Raw genomic sequence first — 17,153 nt, 5'->3', positions numbered from 1 at the left:
AATTGCGCAATGGAAAGTACACTCCATTAACAACTGTGATTTGCATCTCGTTTTTAAGTGAATATTATCCGACGCCAATCTTGTTCCCCCCAATTTTGTCGGATCTTTTATGAATTCTATTCTTGGTATCGTAGCCATCTTGTTTTTAGCATGGCTACTTTCTACAAACAGAAAAAGTATCAACCTTAAAACGGTGTCACTGGCGTTTGCGCTTCAAGTTGGTTTCGCATTGCTCGTCTTGTATGTCCCAGCGGGAAAAGATGCACTTAATAGCGTGACGGGCGCGGTGTCTAACTTAATTAATTATGGCCAAGAAGGTATAGCGTTCTTGTTTGGGGGCCTTGCAACGGGTGGCTTTACCTTCGCCATCAATGTATTGGGCATCATCATTTTCTTTTCCGCGCTGATTTCCGGTTTATACCACATTGGAGTGATGCCAAAAGTGATCAACTTGATCGGTGGTGGGCTCCAAAAGTTACTAGGAATCGGTCGTGCAGAATCACTTTCAGCAACGGCGAACATTTTTGTTGGCATGATTGAAGCGCCTCTTGTGGTTAAGCCGTACTTAAAGCACATGACGGACTCTCAGTTTTTTGCTGTGATGGTTGGTGGTCTTGCTTCTGTCGCTGGTGGTACGTTGGTGGGCTACGCATCACTCGGTGTTGACCTTAACTTCCTAATTGCAGCGGCATTTATGTCAGCACCTGCGGGTCTTTTGATGGCGAAAATTATGGTGCCAGAGACACAAACCGCAGACGCAGAAATAGACATGAACAATGTCGAAATGCCACGCGCGACCAATGTGGTTGAGGCGATGGCAGACGGCGCGATGGCGGGTTTACGTATCGCCGTTGCGGTTGGTGCAACCTTGCTGGCGTTTGTCAGTGTGATTGCCATGCTAAACGGTATGCTTGGTTGGGTTGGTAGCCTGATGGGCATGGAGCTCAGCTTTGAGCTAATCTTGGGGTATCTGTTTGCTCCTGTCGCGTGGCTGCTTGGCGTCCCTTGGAATGAAGCGATTACCGCAGGCTCTTTGATTGGTAACAAAATCGTGGTTAACGAGTTTGTCGCATTTATTCAGTTAATGGACGTTAAGTCCCAACTGAGTGAGCATTCACAAGCAATTGTCACTTTTGCTTTATGTGGATTTGCCAATATTTCAACGATGGCAATGTTGATTGGCGGTTTAGGCAGCGTTGTCCCCGAAAAGCGCCCATTTATTTCTAAATTCGGCTTTCGAGCGATTGCCGCAGGTGTGATGGCGAACTTAATGAGTGCGTCGATTGCGGGCGTTATCTTGAGCCTATAAGCATCGCGAACAGTATTTGCCAATGCTCTAAGCTCCACGAATTAAGTAAACATTAAATAGGGGTTGATGTGCTATCACATCAACCCCTTTTTTTGGTTTCTTAAGAGTCGTTACTTCTTAGTGTGGAACTGCTCACAGGCAATCATGGTGTTTTCGATAAGGCTTGCTACTGTCATCGGGCCAACGCCACCAGGAACAGGTGTAATGAAACTCGCGTTTTCACGGGCTTTGTCATACTCCACATCGCCTACCAACTTTCCTGACTCCAAACGGTTGATACCCACATCGACTACAACAGCGCCTTTCTTAATCCACTCGCCAGGAATGAAGTTTGGCTTACCAACTGCAACCACAACAAGGTCTGCTTGGCGAACGTGACCTTCTAAGTCTTTAGTAAAACGGTGACAAGTCGTGGTGGTGCAGCCAGCTAACAGGAGTTCAAGTGTCATAGGACGACCCACGATGTTTGAAGCACCGACCACAACAGCATGCTTGCCGCGCAGTTCAATGTTGTAACGGTCAAGTAGCGTAATGATGCCTTTTGGTGTGCAAGAACGAAGTTTTGGAATGCGTTGTGCTAGACGACCAACGTTGTAAGGGTGGAAGCCATCTACGTCTTTCTCTGGATGAATGCGCTCAAGAACGTGCGTTGCATCGATGCCTGCAGGAAGTGGCAACTGAACAAGAATGCCATCGATTTCTGCGTCGTTATTCAACTCATCGATAAGTGCCAACAACTCTTCTTCCGACGTTGTCGCAGGAAGGTCAAAAGACTTAGAGACAAAGCCAACTTCTTCACACGCACGACGTTTGCTACCGACATAGACCTGAGAAGCGGGATCTTCACCCACGAGTACCACAGCAAGGCCTGGGGCGCGCAAACCGTTCTCGATACGAGCTTTTACACGTGCTGCAACTTCGGATCGAACAGTTTGGGAAATGAGAGTTCCATCTATATTTTGAGCAGTCATGACTTTCCTTTTGAATTGATAAGGCAAATTATTTTCGGAGCATTGTCGCAGAAATTCAATTTAACATCCATACGCAAACGTTTGCTTTGTGGTGTTTTTGAGCGCTTATTGATTTGATGACCTTTTTTTAGGCATTCAGATCAGAATGTTATGAAAACCCGTTGATTTAAGCGTTTGAACTCGTATAATCCTCCCCTGTAGCGCGCCCTTAGCTCAGCTGGATAGAGCACGTCCCTTCTAAGGATGTGGTCATAGGTTCTTATAAAGTATAAGACATTAGTGCGTAAGTAAGCTACAATGGAACACCTGCCGGGGTGTAGCTCAGTTGGATAGAGCACGTGCCTTCTAAGCATGTGGTCGGGGGTTCGAGCCCCTCCACCTCGGCCATATTTCCTCTTAAGCTCAATAGCTTAAGATAAAAAACCACCACTTTTAAGTTGGTGGTTTTTTTTTGTCTGTACATCTTAATGCACTGGACTTGCACTTGGATATATTGTAAAAAGTATATAAAAGGCAGTGCATACGTAGGGACGAATGGAAAAGATCACTTTTAAATTAGCAACGGGGCAAAAATCGTACGCCCTTTACATTGACGGAGAACCCGTTGATGCGTTCAATTGTTACATGAATGATATAGCGAGAACTAAACCTGCTAATACGGTAAAAAGTAAAGCATCAGACCTCCGCGTGTTCTTCGCTTACCTTAACGCATTTGATGATCCCGATGAGATTGCAAAACTAAATATCGGAGTAAAAACTGGCACGCCTCTACTGACAGAGATGATTTTACAGTTTCCAAACTACCTATCGATGGGGGTCCATTCTTCGAATGAAACCCTTTCTTATTTGGCTGCTAAAAAGACCAAACGCAAGCCGACTGTGCATGGAACCAACCAAAGAATCATTTCTTCAGTTAGAGGCTTCTTACTGGAATCCGCACAACTTCAAGCTGAAATGCAAACAGCATCAGAACTTGGCTTGATTGACCTATCCCTATCGCCTGATGTTATGTTTGGAGAAGCCCTGTTTCGGAAAGAGATCCCAACCTCTCAGCGTAAGGCTTTACTTAAAAAATCTGTCATTGCAGGTGTGGTTTGCAATGGCCCTAAACTTGGCAGAACCTCAATTCTTAAGGCTAGAAAGTCGTTTTACAGTCCAGCGCCGAAAGGGGCATCTGTAAAGAAAGCGTTACCACATGAGGATGCGCTGCCTGTACTTAATGAAACAACAACCTTACGAGACCGTTTGTATTTATCGCTTATCATGGGCACAGGATTGCGAGAAATTGAAGCCGCTAACGTATTGCTGCAAGATATTGATATTAAGAATAGGCGGGTAACGTGTATTAATCCTATGACACGACCACTTGCCTATGGCAATGAATTTGAGTCTATAAGTAGTGAGACTGCTCTTAGCATGGCTTACAAGGGGAGAACGACACCTAAAACATTTTTCATCGAGCCGTTCAGAACAATCTTCTTTGAAACGTTGCAGGAGTATCTTGTTAAAGAGAGGCAGCCATTACATGTTGGACACAGCTTTCTCTTTGTTGTGCTGAAGCGCGGTGAATACTTAGGTCGCCCTTTGACACTATCATCTGATGCGACCAGACAATATGCGTTCAAGCAAGCCCTTAAAAGAGTATACAAGAATAGGGGGCTACCTGTACCTCGTAGATTGGCTCTGTACTCTCTTCGCCATATGTATGGTGTACATTGCTTGAATTACTTAGTTATTGGCTACAGACAAGATGGCACCCTTATCCAAGGGCTTGATATGAATGTCGTCCAAAGTCTGATGGCGCACTCTGAAATTTCCTCCACTGAAGTCTATGCAATACCAGCGATTGAGCTTACTCAAGAGAAAGTCGATAGGGCTTTGCAACTTGTACAGAGTGGAATAATCAGCAGTGAGCAAAAACTATTACTTAACAGCCACTTTGGTGCTGAATTGAAATAATGACTCAACCATTACCTTGTTATACGCCTGAAAACCTAGGATCGCTCGCTAAATCAGTGGCAACGGATTTAGAGTACCTAAGCCCCACATATGCACCTGCTAAAAATAAGCACCAAAGAATGTGGTGTGCATGGTGGTTACACAATAATGTCCACGTTTGGACAAACGAAATGATGGAAATTCTGTTGGACAATATCTGTTTAGACACTACTTGGGTAGAGGTTATGGACGAGTTATTTCCTAACAATGACATCACCGACAACCAGAAGCACTTTTTCCGTTCAACATTGAATGCACTTCTAGCTAATGCTGCTAGAAAAAAGATCGCAATCCTCCCTGCTCATTTTCGGTATGACAAGAGAGTAAAAAATGAGATTTTCGCGAGTAGTCCGATCAGTTTATTTTACCCCAAATTGGCCTTAGAAATTTGGGTTGATATTTCTGACTCAAGCCGTGAGAAACATAAGGGAGTGTTCACTTCAAGATTTGATGACCTAAACATCAAATACACATCTTTGACGGCACAGGTTACCACTCTCTCACGATACATGATTTGCCGTGGCATCGAATCATTTGATGAGATGACCGTGGAGTCTTTTACTGATTTTCGTGTTGAGCATTTTCTTTACACACCTTCAGCTGAGCTCGGCTGGAAACAAGTTTGTCAACATCTTGAACGAAAAGGTTTATTACCTAAGGGTTGGGTTCAACAGTGTATTGAACTATACGCAATCAGGAGACCTAGAGCGATTGCCACTAATGCAATGTCCACTGGCGAGGTCTCATCAAATCGTAGCGGGTACATATCAAACGCCTTAGGTGAGTTTGAATCTCTAAAACAAGGCTCTCAGAATTTTGAATTAGGCGATATCTATAAGAAAGGCGTCAAGCTGCTTTACGCCCAGAACATAAACACTGATATTGTATCGTTTGGTAAGTTTAAGATAAGCCGAAATCTCAGTGAGTACGCGCCAAAGAACATTAATGTTTCTGATGACTGCTTATGGAAAACAACTCAGATGGCGTGGACTGATTTAACTGACATCGAGCGAAACACAGCTAAAACCCGCATCAATGTTCTCCAATACCTTAATGCGTACCTATTTGTCTACCTGCCGTGGTTCTACGAGAGGCACCCAAATTGCTTTTTTGAATATCCAGACACACCTAGTAAATTCTTGCGTTCTGCCTTCGTTAAGCCAGATCCTGTTCTTGATAGAATCTATCTACAAAAAGCGAAGCAGCAAGGCAAAGTAGTAATCTACCCAATGTCACTCCTCTCATTTATTGAGGGCATGACTAGCCGAGCCCTCTCGTTGAATGGTAGCTCTAATCAGCTTAGAGATAATTGCGCAGCTTTGCGAAGGTACTTTGAGGCTACCATGGCTCGATATGGTGAACTTGAAGGCATCGGCTTGAAACAAAACCCTATCCCTAAACTGCGCAATGTTGGCTACAAGCGCTCAGGTAAAACCAAAAAGGACACATTCAACATTGGCTACTGGGTGGTTTTCCGAATGTGGCTCAAAGAGCTTGCAAAAGCTGCTATATTCAGCTCTTCCGCAAAAATTGCAAAAGAAGCATCACCAGAAAGGCGTCTGGCATTGGAAGCCTCGAGGGATAAGTTGTCGAAAGTTAAAGGTTTTGAGCACATCAATGAGATCACACACTCAAAAGACTTTGATAGTTACATTATACCAACTTCGATTGATATCGGCGGGAAAGAGCTTGAAATTGGGGAAGTGAAGCTACCTAGCTGGATGCGCAATCGTACTCGAAAAATGGTTGTTGGTGAGAACTCAACAAGAGTAGACATTGCAAATTATCAGCATCTATTGATTTTAAATGTCTCAGCATATGCAGGGCAACGCTCTTCGAATGGTGGCCATCTTTGCACAGATACATTTGATGCCGATTACATTCCAACGAATGTCAAAGACCCTGCAACCACCCACGTCCCTTTGCGCGTTAGAACTGATAAGGTTCAGGTTCAGGGCTTAGAAAGTAGTATTCAAGAGGATGTTATGATGCTGCTTTGTCATGCAAAAGAGGTGCGGAAAAACTATTCGGACAAAAATTTCTTGGAGCCGAAGCCTTACCAAAACAACGATAAGTCATCTAAAGGGAAGTTTCGACCGCTTCTTCAGGGGTCGGCTTCGCACAGTGATATTCACCCCAACATGGATGCGTATGTGTTTATGTTTGAGGAGTGGTTAAAAAAGCATGGAATTGATTTCGATACTAAGATGACCCTGACGCCACCCAACCTTCAGGTTGAACAATTTAAGTTGGTAAAAGAGCATAACCTGACAGAGTTGACCAAGGTTATGTTGTGTCAGTATGAGGATTTGGGCGAACCCGTAGCTTATTCACCATTAATTCCTAAAACAACTCTGACGCCACACAGTTTCCGTGTGCAATTGGTAACTGTCATTAATATCACCACAGGTGACGCAGATGCCGTAAGGGCGTTTACAGGGCAAACGAGAGGAACCATTGGGTTTTATACCAAAGCAAGCCCAGAAGACGCGGCAGCTCTTGCTATCATTAAAGATAAAATGCAGCCAAGTGGCAACGTCGTTTCTGCTGAGGAAGCTGCTGTTACTGAAGACATGCTAATCCAGATGTTTGACTCTATGGAAGAGGGTAATGACAAAGAGTTTCCTTTTTTTGCAGGCTCTGGTGATGCATTAAGAGTGCTGAAGGTGTCTGGAGGACGAGGTTTAGCAATCAACTATACCCACATTTGCCCCTATGACAATAAGTGTCCCGAAGTGGTCATTAATGAACATGGACGTATGAACTGCCATGAATGCTCACACGCATGTATCACAAGCCACAATAAAGTCGCTATTGGCGCAGCCGCTCGTAAGGCACTTGATGAGGCAAAGGAGTACTCTGCAATGATTATGCTATCGACTAATAACGCCGAGAAGACTCAGTTAGAGATGAAGTGCAATGAGCAGATTCGTATCGCGTCACATTGGCTGACAAAGCATAGCTATATTCGTCAAAACCCAGATAAGTATGTTATTGCGGGAGTTAGTGCCCTAGAGCAATACAAATATGTACCTGATGATGAGCTTTCAAATGGTCTAATGGCGCAGCTTAAGGAGGTTAGCGGAACCCCTTCACTTCAAAGTCAGCACCTAAAACGAATGGCATCAATGGTTGCAACCAAGCTAAGAACAAAGGTGCAGAGACAGAAAGTGCCTGAGCTTTCCCAAAGTACTCAAATGATGCTGGAGTTTGATCCGGTGAAATATGTGGTTCAAAACCTGAGTATGCTCGCACAACTCAAAGGTACTGATCCTGAGACTCTCCTAGTAGAGACAATGAAACAAGAAACAGATGCACCACTATTGGAGGAACTTGAACTTGTCTAAAGAAATCAAATGCTACGATGAGATGGTTAAGCACCAAATCAATGGTGTTGCTAATCGTAAAGCAGTCATTGAAGGCATCCTAAGAGACATGAATTGCGATTCCTACAGTAGCTTCACTGCACTAACTGATGCAGTTGCCGCGAAATTTACCAAGCAAGAAGGCGAATCTATGAGCGGCTCGACTATTAGGCGTAAAGGGAGTAAATACAGGAGTCTTGTTGAGAGCTATTACAAAACTGAAGAGCGCATAAAAAAGCAATTCCAAAACAAGGAATCTCAGTTGCAAGAGGAATTGATGATTGCACAACTTGAACTGAGTAAAACCTCATCTGAGTTGAACTCAGCTCGTAAGGCGCTCCAGCACGCTAATTCTGAGATGGATAGGCTAAGGCTATCTGATATTGAATCTCGAACTGATGAAGGCGTAAAACAAGAGTATTCAGATAAAGAGGTTGCCGCATACAAGGTCTTAGTGGAACTAGTGAAGGCTTGCGAAGAGTCTGGGCTTGATATTGATGGCTATCAAATCACAACCCTTGGTTTCCAAGGCGTTAAAACGCTAATCAGTCAGGAGAAATGCCCAGCATTCTTCAAATGGTACAGGGAACAACTTAAGGGTTAGCCTGCATGAGTTTAGAGACAGGTCAAGAAAGGCATTCTACATTTCGACTATGGGTTTATGACCATATTGATATGGTTAAGTCATGTGAAAATGAGGCAGCAAAACTCAAAAATATTAAGGAAGAACTAGACCTAAGCAACCTTACAATTTCTGAGGAAGGGGTCTTAGACCTCCTTGCTCATATTAGTAACCAAACAGGCGTTTTCGCCCCACAGACTCTTGCTGATACGCTTGGCTTCCCTAACCGGGATAGTGTTCGCAAGAGCAAGTCCATACAGGCTGATCTTAAGTCACTGCTGGATTACCTAGTTCTAAACGAACACCTGCAACCACAGAAAGGTAAAAAAGGCTCCACAGCAAAAGGTAAAGCGTCATCAACAAGTAAAGTCAGCATAAATGATCAGGCACTTATTGCTGAAAATGAAGTGCTCAAAGCTAAAATCGCACAACTTGAGTCTGAGCTGGAAAGTCGAGGAAAGGCAGGCAGGTTGGCTGATGTGATAGCTAAACACGGAGTGGTTTTCCTTGAAGAGCATTAATCAACTCTGGACTATGCGTGTAATTGCCATTTGGTTTTCTAACGCGAACTTAGTCTTTACGGCTGAGCGAATTGAAGGGCATGACGCTGATCCAGATTTAAATGATAAAGACAAGCTGTATGTCGTTAAGGCACCAAAGGACTCTAACGCCATCCCCCTCTCTAAGGGGCAGCTATGGAAAATAGAGGGCGACTACGAAGGATACCCAGAGGAACTAAAATTCAGTTCTGGCAAAACTCGTAAACGCTATACAATCAGAGCAACCAACTTGCGCTGTTTGATGCCTGACACAGGTGATGAGTTCAAGCGCTACGTATCCGACAGTCCTGACTTTAAAGGGATTGGTGCGCATAAAGCTGAAGTTATATGGACTAAGTTAGGTAAAGATGTCTTCAGATTCGCTTACGAAAATGACTTGTCGAAGTTCGACTTTTTGACACCTGAGACAGCTAAGGTATTCGTAAAAGCCTGCAAGCAATACTCAACATTAGAGCACGCTGAAGGGCTAAGGAAATTTGGCTTTAAAACATCAGCAATCAATAAAATCATCACCTTTCATGGCACCGACTCGATTGAAGCAATCAAGGAAAACCCATACGTCGCCGTCTCTCTAGGCATGACATTTAATGAAATAGATGCTCTCGCTCAGAATCCAAACACATTCAATATATCCAGCACGGACGATGAAAGGCGGCTGGTTGCTGCACTCGAATATGTAGTTAAAAAAGAGCTTGAGAAAGGTCATACTGTTAGCGACGAGAAGACTCTCTACAGGCCATTAAGAAGCCTTCTGGAGAGCCAAAGTTTAGCATTCAAGGCATTGAGTCTAGCGAACAAATCCTTGCAAATTCGTAAATCTGAGTTCGGCTTTCATGCTTCAGCCCCGTTAATCATGGAGCATTTTATTGCAGTAGAATTACTCCATCTGAAGTCCCAAGTATCAAGCTGGTCTTCTGAGATGGACTGGGCATTCAATGTTGCTCAAAAGGATCTTCCATTTGAATTAACTGCAAAACAAAAAGAGGCAGTCAAAACAGGGATGTCCAGTGGGGTTTTCATACTGACAGGTGGTGCTGGCACTGGAAAGACAACAGTGCTTAAAACCCTATTCAAGGCTTTGAGCCATACTGGCTACAAGGTTTATCCGATGGCGCTCGCGGGGCGAGCCGCAGAGTGCATCCGAGATACGACGGGATATTTATCTCAAACGATACATGGTGCCCTCATGAGAGGTGATATGAAGTCGGGAGATAAGTCGGTTGTAGTCATTGATGAAGCTAGCATGGTGGACATCCCAATATTGTTCCGCCTACTGCGAAAAGTTCCTGAAAACACTAGATTCATCTTTGTAGGTGATCCATACCAATTGCCGCCAGTGGGATATGGTTTGGCACTGCATGATTTCATTAAGGCCAAATGCCTACCAACTGTCGAACTAGATATTGTTAAGCGCTCATCTGAACAGAGCGGGATTCCAGAGTACACCAGATTGATTAGGCACGGTGTTACACCGGATTGTTTGACTATGGGGAATATCACTTTCCACAACACCCCAAGACAACTGTTCTCTAAGAAAGCTGTTGAGTTGATGACGGAGGCTTGTGGTGACGCTATGGTGGTTGCTGGGAGTAATACTAGAGTGACAGAAATCAATCGAACCACACAGTTTTCTATCAACCCTGACGGTACGCCTATCTTTGATCCAGAAGAAGGAGATTTTGTGGACAATTACAAAATCATTCTACGAAAAGGTGATCCTGTTGTGTTTAATAAAAACTACTGGGATGAAGGCGTCCAAAACGGGACTATGGGGCTTTTAGAAGTGGTGTCTAGGCGGAAGGGCAGCTTTGGAGACGTAACCCTGTCAGACGGCTCTACAGTGGCAATAACCGGCTCTCTATTACAAAGCCTCTCAGCGTCATACTGTATCACAGTACATAAAGCTCAAGGTTCGCAGTTCGACAGAGTTATTGTAGTTGTTGATACGTCTAGAGTTGTAGACAGGTCTTGGATATACACTGCCTTGACTCGTGCAAAAATCAAAGTGGATATCATCAGCACGGAAGAGATATTCAAAGAGACCGTCAAAGCTCCACCACTTTTCCAAAAGAGGCGAACTTTCTTATGGCACTTGCTTAACAACCCAGACTTTAAAACGGCTGCTTAGTCAGCTCAAGCTAGGTAGCACAGTTATGAAAAGGAGCTTCCTAGCACTACAATTTTCGATTTCGGATAAAAGCGAACGAAATGTTCCAACCTAGCTCAGAATTGTCCCTTTCCTATTTAGTGCTTCTATTCATTCACATCCTGTTCATGGGCTTTTCCCTACTAAAAGTTATCCATTCTTCTAATGCATTTCTTCGTGAATCCTCCGTGTTGTATCAAGGGGGTAAATCCCAACTCCTGACTAGCTTTGGCAATTGACATAATGCAAATTGAATCATACGACTATTCATGGCACTCTTTTATTAACTACGACAAACTTATTTAGGGCTGCGCTTGGATATCAAAGAATTCTTAACAAAAATAGATAAACATGAAAGTCTAACAATGTCTTTTCTGGATAGAGAACTAGATGTTTCCGGTGTTTTTGAACAGCAAGGTATTGATGTTTTCATTAAAATAGATTCACCTAGACCTTTTGATGATAACTTCATAGATCTCAGCGTTAGCACCGATACAATTGATTCAACCATATCTGTATCTATAATTAAGATGTCAATGTTATCTTATGAAGGAAAAGTTCAAGAGATTAGAGTTTCTGATAAGGTCGGTAACTATATTGATAAATTCGATTATCTACTAGCAGGTGTTACATCTCCATTTATTGTTAATGATTATAAATGGGAAAGAACATATGAATTCGATGGTGAATCGATAGATGTTAATTATCATTTTGTTAGTTTCTCTGTCACAGCAACGCTGTCCACGAAAATTAGTAGAAATAGTAATGTTTTTTCTTTTATTTCCCAGAAAATAACTGATGAAATTGATGTCCTTACTTGGTGTTACGGCTTTTGCAGAAGTGCTCGTTCTGAGTGGTATATTAGAAGAGAGTTATTTAATGACAAGACCTTTTCTTGTCATTATCTTAGCTCAAATGCTACAGAGTCTTACTCAAACAGAGTAAACCCAATGAGGCAGGAACAAGAGATGTTTAAGCCTTTTATAGAGAATGCAATTAAGAAAGGCTATAGCAAGGAATTGTTGACGAAAAAAGGTGTTTTTCAAGCTATACGCAACTTAGAGTGGAATTCGAAATCTATAGACGATTGGACGCTGCTGTCACATGTGGCTGCGTTAGAGGGGTTTGTTAAGAGTAAAGATGTAACTATTTTGAGCCGCAGTAAGTACAGAAAGATAAGAGATATAATGTTAATAGCTTTGAAGGATAATTATTCTAATTTTAATATAGATATAAAAGACATAGATCAGATTTCTCAGAATATTTATTCAAATAATAGAACGTTAAATGGTTATCCAACTAAGTGGTATGTAGATAAGGCACTCTGTGACTATAACTTGATCGGTTTTCGAGATTTGTATATAGATGATATAAATCAAGCATTATCTAAAAGAAATAAAATAGCTCATGACGGCTGGGGACAACAGTGGGAGCGATGTGTTTTTGATCATGTTGAAGTTGTGCGTAACACTCTATATGTGCTTCTAATGAGCTTTTTTGGTTATCAAGGCGACTTTTATCTATTTGGACAAGGAAAATCAAACCTACAAGAGTTTAAAAATAGTAACTCTGAGTCATAATCAAAAGCCCCAGAGTTAAAGTAATAATTAGCAATAATTTGCCTTATAAAAAATTATTCACGAATTGCTAATGTTAAAATTTTTGAAATACATTTTTGTCCAAAGCCGTGCTTGCAAAACTACAGCTAGCACGTTTCTGACCCAAACTATTTAGCGAATACTGTTAGTAAAGATATGCCGGGTTCATTTTGGCCTAAATTTTCTAATACTAAAGTGTCGACGGTCTTCAGTCTTTACCAAATTACGCCGAACGTGCAATAAAGTCACTGGTTATTAGTAGAAAAAATTAGTTATTCTCAGATAATCCACGAGGTGCCGATGCCAGTGCCATGTTCTACAGTATCATCGAGACAGCCAAGGCGAATGGTCTTATCCTTTATAACAATATGCTTGAGTGCATGAAAGATGCGGGATCGTGGCACGCTTAGGGATGTTCACTCGGAAGGGCTTGGACGTTCTGTATTCAACTACCTAAATTCTGAATCTATGTCTGTACCGTCGGTTGAACAATACAACGGGCATAAACAGTTATTGCTTATGCCCTTTGACTTACTGTTCGTTTTCAGCAGCATTAAGCTGGTCAATAATCGCTTGAATGTTGGCCAATGGGTTTGGTGACGTTGTTTTCCCAAATGCAAATCCATAAATTGGAACATCATCAGGGATCATATCTAACTCTAGCAATACGGATGCTACTGCATTCATTTGTGCACCAGATGTATATACATCATCTAGAAGCACTACTGCCGTAATATCATCAGGGAAGTTAGCTTCATCTTCTAGATACACACCTAGTGTTTCGATGTGTGCCTCAGGGGTTCTAGCATCATTAGATTTGTGTGAAGGCTTTTTAGGCTGCCACCTTTCAATAACCTGATGCGCCTTTATTCTATAGGGTAGTCCCCTTTTTGCATTAGCCCACTCTTCCCACCACATCGACACCTGAATCATGGGTCTGGAATGGTAGCACTCTTCTGGAACAGAACTTGGTATCGGCACTAAAGCGACTCTACCCTCTAAACCAACACCTTCAGCCCACTCGTAAAACTTCTGAATATAGATACCTGACAAACGTTTTAGTGCAACGTTGCGACCATTACTGATTTCTCCTGCATTAGTACAAAAAGGAACACCAAGGTTTCTATTTAATTGCCCATAAGTACGATTTTTAGCTGGCTTTAGACCGTAATAAACATCAAACCAAGTGCTTCTGTATTGCGGTGTATTACAGTCACGATACCTTGGAATAAAATGTCTGGCGTAACCTATATTTGCATCAGGGATTGTGTAGACGTTTGTGTCTTCAAGCCTCACTGTACGGAAGTGTTGTTGGAAATCATAAGGCTCGTATTCTAAGTCGTCATTGATGAAATCAGTGATCACTTCATCTAGTTCATCAATGTTACTCACAACTGCGGTAGGCATCGCGTTGTCTGTAATGTATTTGACATTGAACTCAGTACCCCAAGTGCAAAATACTGATGGTGATTCAATGTAATGACCAAAGTGTATGTCTTTAGCAGTGTCACCGACGACTAAAACCCGAACATCGCTAAAGTCTTGGTCATGATAAGCTGCCAATTCCTCCAAAAACACCTCAATCTCACAACAAGGCTTTCCAGCGTTAGATAAAATGTGCTGGTTATCATACTCGAAACCATGTAAGTTCAGCACAGTTTCACAGTACCTACAGTCTGGGGAATTTGGTGAATCAGTAACGAAAACAACATGCGTATCATGATACATCTCCGATAGCTTATTGATGTAATCAACAATATTTGGGTCGTAAAGTCTGGTTTGGACTTCATTCTCCCGAAGTTTATCGACGATTAATGCTCGACCATGCGTTGTACGCAAGTAAGGTTGGCAATCTGTTGTATCGACTAGCGTATTATCCAGATCAAAAATAATAACTTCCATCGGCTGAACTCCAATAGATTATTAGAATTACTGCCTGATCACTTTCATATTATCTTTGTATTTTTGAACCCACTGGTACTCAGGTTCATAGATGTTGTTTTCTAGGGCGTATAGTTGTTTTCCCTGCTCGACACAGTGCCTAATAGCGTACTGTGTTCCACTTCTATCACCCGCTCGGGCGACTACAACACCTTCACTTGATAGACCGACTGTTGTTCTGTTCCTGTTAGCAAAGAAAGAACCAAAGCTACGTATGCCGATCGGATACTCAGATACCAAAAGATGATTCTTGGCAATTTCATCTTGAAGTTCCCTGTTTTCCTTTGGAAAGTACTGGTCTAAAGGTGTCCCTAGAACCGCTATAGTCCTTCCTGAATGCTTTAATGCAGCTTGATGACCCAATGTGTCAGAACCAGCAGCTAAACCGCTTACAATCGCTTGGTAACCAGCATTCAGCAGTCTACCGATTACTGCATCCCCATGCCTTATGTGCTCGGGGTTGTGTAATTCCCGTGTTCCAATGAATGAAATGGTTTTATTTGCATTTAGCAGGCTCAAATCACCACGGCAGTACAATACAGGTGTTGCACCCTCTACAGACCTTAATTTCTCCGGATATTCAGGATCATTTATGGTGATTACTTTGAAGTCGAAGTCAATCTTGCTGTAAGTCCTATCCAATTGATTTTCAATCTTTTCTTCAATTGGAAACATACCAAAATGCTGATTATAGATGTCTTCAAAAGAACCTATGTTCAACAACATGTCTCGTAGCTTGTTATTAGCTGTGACACTACCTACTGAAACCTTTTTGGTCAGTATCAGGGCTGCGTGACACCATGCAAGTTTTTGATCTTTATTCAAATTAATCACAATAATACTCCAATCACTCTCGAATTTATGCTAATAGGTGCAGTAATTGCAATTGAATATAACTACTTTTTGTCTGCCAATTGATTTAGTTCAAGTTTTAGTCTCATAAGTGGTACTAATACTTTACAACAGCATTTATAAGTGGTGAAAAGTCAATAGATTACACTAATTCTGGGGTTTGCTAAATGATTGATGCTGTTTGTACATATGATGGGAAACGTAAGACTTACAACATCTTTAATTTTCAAAAGATGTCTGATTCAGACATCGAAAAGTACAGGCAGTACCTAGAATGTCCTAATCCTAAATGTGCAGCAGAAGCGTACTACCGCAGACAAAGTGTCGATGGCAAAGCAGCATGTTTTGGTTCACGATACCATGTCCAAGGATGCAACGAAGGACGTTCATCACCGCAACGTGAACGTGAAGTTAAGCATGCACTCGAAGTAGATAAGATCATCGCTGACTCAAATGAAGTTATTTTTGACTTTTTTGCTGCTGTCTCTAAACCATCAGGAGAAAGTAAAACTGATCGCCCATCGAAACCCAAGCCAACTGGGTTGGGCAGCACCAAATCACATACTGGTGCTGTAACTACGGTTAGAAATACTGTCTTAGGCATGGAAATAGCGTTGAATAGTTTAATGCGTGGAAGCGATTTAGCTCAATCAGACACGATCATCACAATAGATGAAAAGTATCCCTACAAAGCTAAGAACTTGTTCGTGAATTTTGCAGATGCAGAACCAGCAGATAACCCAAAAGATGCCCGTCCTAAGATGTTTTGGGGGACAATCTCGCATTCTGACGCAGATATGGAATGGTTAAATCCTGCTGACTGTGATGATGTGGGGATTCCAATCAAAAAACATAAAGATAAGATTTTTAATCGCTTTAAAATCACCGAAAGACGTGATCTAGAAGGTGCGGGATTTATCTTATTTGGCAAGTGCTTCTGGAATGCTCAGAAAACTAGAAAAATCATTGAACTGTGGAATGCTGATAGGATTTTTATATCAGTCGATGAAGACTAAAGCACATTGGTCTGAACTTGTAGTTCCCCCCTCTAATAACGCTAAACTTTAGTGGATGAGAGATTTTGGACAATCTATAAGAGGATTTGCAATACCTTAGGTTGTCCGTTAAATGCTAATTTAGCGAAAGCTGTAGCTTATTTGTGTCCATAAACGTTTTTAGTGGTGCTAAAGTCAGATTTGTACTAATAAGTCAGGTTGCACCACTAGGATACTGATTTTAACTTGAGTATTTTAGCGACTAGTTCTCTTGTGACTCCCTCTCCAAACCTAGAACTTAGGTAACGTTCTGGGTATGGCTGAAATAGCTCTTTGGAACCAGTATCGCCGCAGACATACCATTCAGCGTTTAATCTATGGGCGTGTGCTATCAATCGACGTACAGGGTCACTGTCGTCCATTCCCATCTTAAAAGGCAGTTCAGCTTCGGGAGCTAACGCATCTTCACTAAATACACCATATTCTATAAGAAGCTCACGGGTGTAATAAGGACCTAGCGGGTAAAGCAAAAGTCCAGCTTCTAATGCAGCACTTCTTAGCCTATTTACACCTTTAGGATCAGGTTTCACCATTTTTAATAGCATCGTTGATGGAGTTTTGACCCACTTTTCGAACGCAGCATGCACACTTTCATCGCTGTGAATGTATTGATGTGAGTATAAAAGGCTACGCGTATCGAAGTATAAAATTCTCACTGATATCACCGAATGCTATTGTGTTTTCTGTACTTGATTTGCACTACGCCTATCAAAGGTTAGCATTCAGCATTGATAGA

12 protein-coding genes, 1 tRNA gene and 1 pseudogene are annotated in these 17,153 nt (G+C 42.1%); 10 read left to right on the top strand and 4 right to left on the bottom strand.

Translation table 11 applies throughout. The features are described from left to right. Positions 1-109: 109 nt before the first annotated feature. On the top strand, positions 110-1,309 hold the full coding sequence (locus OH458_RS02100) for a NupC/NupG family nucleoside CNT transporter (protein ID WP_269977118.1): 1,200 nt from the start codon (positions 110-112) through the stop codon (positions 1,307-1,309). Positions 1,310-1,419: 110 nt separating this feature from the next. On the opposite strand, the gene folD is transcribed toward OH458_RS02100, so the two are convergent. Then, positions 1,420-2,280 carry a bifunctional methylenetetrahydrofolate dehydrogenase/methenyltetrahydrofolate cyclohydrolase FolD gene (gene folD, locus OH458_RS02095; RefSeq protein ID WP_269977117.1) on the bottom strand — a complete coding sequence of 287 codons (861 nt, stop codon included), beginning with the start codon at positions 2,278-2,280 and terminating at the stop codon, positions 1,420-1,422. A gap of 310 nt (positions 2,281-2,590) precedes the next feature. Between folD and OH458_RS02090 the strand changes: the two genes are divergently transcribed. From OH458_RS02090 to OH458_RS02055, 8 genes and pseudogenes are all read left to right on the top strand, one after another. Next, positions 2,591-2,667: transfer RNA gene (locus tag OH458_RS02090), tRNA-Arg, on the top strand. Between the two features lie 147 nt (positions 2,668-2,814). After that, positions 2,815-4,239: a tyrosine-type recombinase/integrase gene (locus OH458_RS02085; RefSeq protein WP_140276105.1), complete on the top strand. Its 1,425-nt coding sequence runs from the start codon at positions 2,815-2,817 to the stop codon at positions 4,237-4,239. A gap of 170 nt (positions 4,240-4,409) precedes the next feature. Then, entirely contained in the window at positions 4,410-7,625 is a 3,216-nt protein-coding gene (locus OH458_RS02080) for a hypothetical protein (protein WP_250154575.1), read from the top strand. Further along, the gene (locus tag OH458_RS02075; protein WP_269977116.1) at positions 7,618-8,247 is read left to right on the top strand and encodes a hypothetical protein; all 630 of its coding nucleotides are present in this window, start codon (positions 7,618-7,620) and stop codon (positions 8,245-8,247) included. Before OH458_RS02080 ends, OH458_RS02075 begins: the two co-directional genes overlap by 8 nt. Positions 8,248-8,252: 5 nt before the next feature. Then, positions 8,253-8,786 (top strand): hypothetical protein, encoded by a 534-nt coding sequence (locus OH458_RS02070; RefSeq protein ID WP_140276108.1) that lies wholly within the window; start codon positions 8,253-8,255, stop codon positions 8,784-8,786. Further along, the gene (locus tag OH458_RS02065; RefSeq protein ID WP_140276109.1) at positions 8,773-10,953 is read left to right on the top strand and encodes an AAA family ATPase; all 2,181 of its coding nucleotides are present in this window, start codon (positions 8,773-8,775) and stop codon (positions 10,951-10,953) included. The genes OH458_RS02070 and OH458_RS02065 overlap by 14 nt, the downstream gene beginning before the upstream one ends. 332 nt (positions 10,954-11,285) lie before the next feature. After that, positions 11,286-12,551 (top strand): hypothetical protein, encoded by a 1,266-nt coding sequence (locus OH458_RS02060; RefSeq protein WP_213869441.1) that lies wholly within the window; start codon positions 11,286-11,288, stop codon positions 12,549-12,551. A 239-nt stretch (positions 12,552-12,790) separates the two neighbouring features. After that, a pseudogene (locus OH458_RS02055) lies at positions 12,791-12,979 on the top strand (IS66 family transposase); the annotation flags it as partial. 121 nt (positions 12,980-13,100) lie between these two features. Here OH458_RS02055 and OH458_RS02050 read toward each other — a convergent pair. Both OH458_RS02050 and OH458_RS02045 read right to left on the bottom strand, forming a co-directional pair. Continuing rightward, on the bottom strand, positions 13,101-14,471 hold the full coding sequence (locus OH458_RS02050) for an HAD family hydrolase (protein WP_193298389.1): 1,371 nt from the start codon (positions 14,469-14,471) through the stop codon (positions 13,101-13,103). Positions 14,472-14,498: 27 nt separating this feature from the next. Beyond that, complete coding sequence (locus OH458_RS02045) at positions 14,499-15,344, bottom strand: DNA-processing protein DprA (RefSeq protein WP_269977115.1); 846 nt, start codon at positions 15,342-15,344, stop codon at positions 14,499-14,501. Between the two features lie 185 nt (positions 15,345-15,529). On the opposite strand from OH458_RS02045, the gene OH458_RS02040 reads away from it, so the two are divergent. Next, a complete protein-coding gene (locus tag OH458_RS02040) occupies positions 15,530-16,378 on the top strand; it encodes a hypothetical protein (RefSeq protein ID WP_193298387.1) in 849 nt (282 codons plus the stop codon). Between the two features lie 206 nt (positions 16,379-16,584). Here the strand turns inward: OH458_RS02040 and OH458_RS02035 are convergent, their stop codons facing one another. Then, entirely contained in the window at positions 16,585-17,073 is a 489-nt protein-coding gene (locus OH458_RS02035) for a hypothetical protein (protein WP_193278800.1), read from the bottom strand. Positions 17,074-17,153 lie beyond the last annotated feature (80 nt).

It is taken from the genome of Vibrio sp. MarTm2 (genome assembly GCF_027587055.1).
Taxonomy (GTDB): Bacteria; Pseudomonadota; Gammaproteobacteria; order Enterobacterales; family Vibrionaceae; genus Vibrio; species Vibrio sinaloensis_D.
Note: the sequence above shows the minus strand (reverse complement) of the source record. Positions and strands in the feature narration are given on the sequence as shown.

Excerpts from the sequence above, each read along its gene's own strand:
- OH458_RS02040 (WP_193298387.1), top strand. The coding sequence starts at position 15,530 with ATGATTGATGCTGTTTGTACATATGATGGGAAACGTAAGACTTACAAC.
- OH458_RS02100 (WP_269977118.1), top strand. The coding sequence starts at position 110 with ATGAATTCTATTCTTGGTATCGTAGCCATCTTGTTTTTAGCATGGCTA.
- OH458_RS02050 (WP_193298389.1), bottom strand. The coding sequence starts at position 14,471 with ATGGAAGTTATTATTTTTGATCTGGATAATACGCTAGTCGATACAACA.
- OH458_RS02070 (WP_140276108.1), top strand. The coding sequence starts at position 8,253 with ATGAGTTTAGAGACAGGTCAAGAAAGGCATTCTACATTTCGACTATGG.
- folD (WP_269977117.1), bottom strand. The coding sequence starts at position 2,280 with ATGACTGCTCAAAATATAGATGGAACTCTCATTTCCCAAACTGTTCGA.
- OH458_RS02085 (WP_140276105.1), top strand. The coding sequence starts at position 2,815 with ATGGAAAAGATCACTTTTAAATTAGCAACGGGGCAAAAATCGTACGCC.
- OH458_RS02080 (WP_250154575.1), top strand. The coding sequence starts at position 4,410 with ATGATGGAAATTCTGTTGGACAATATCTGTTTAGACACTACTTGGGTA.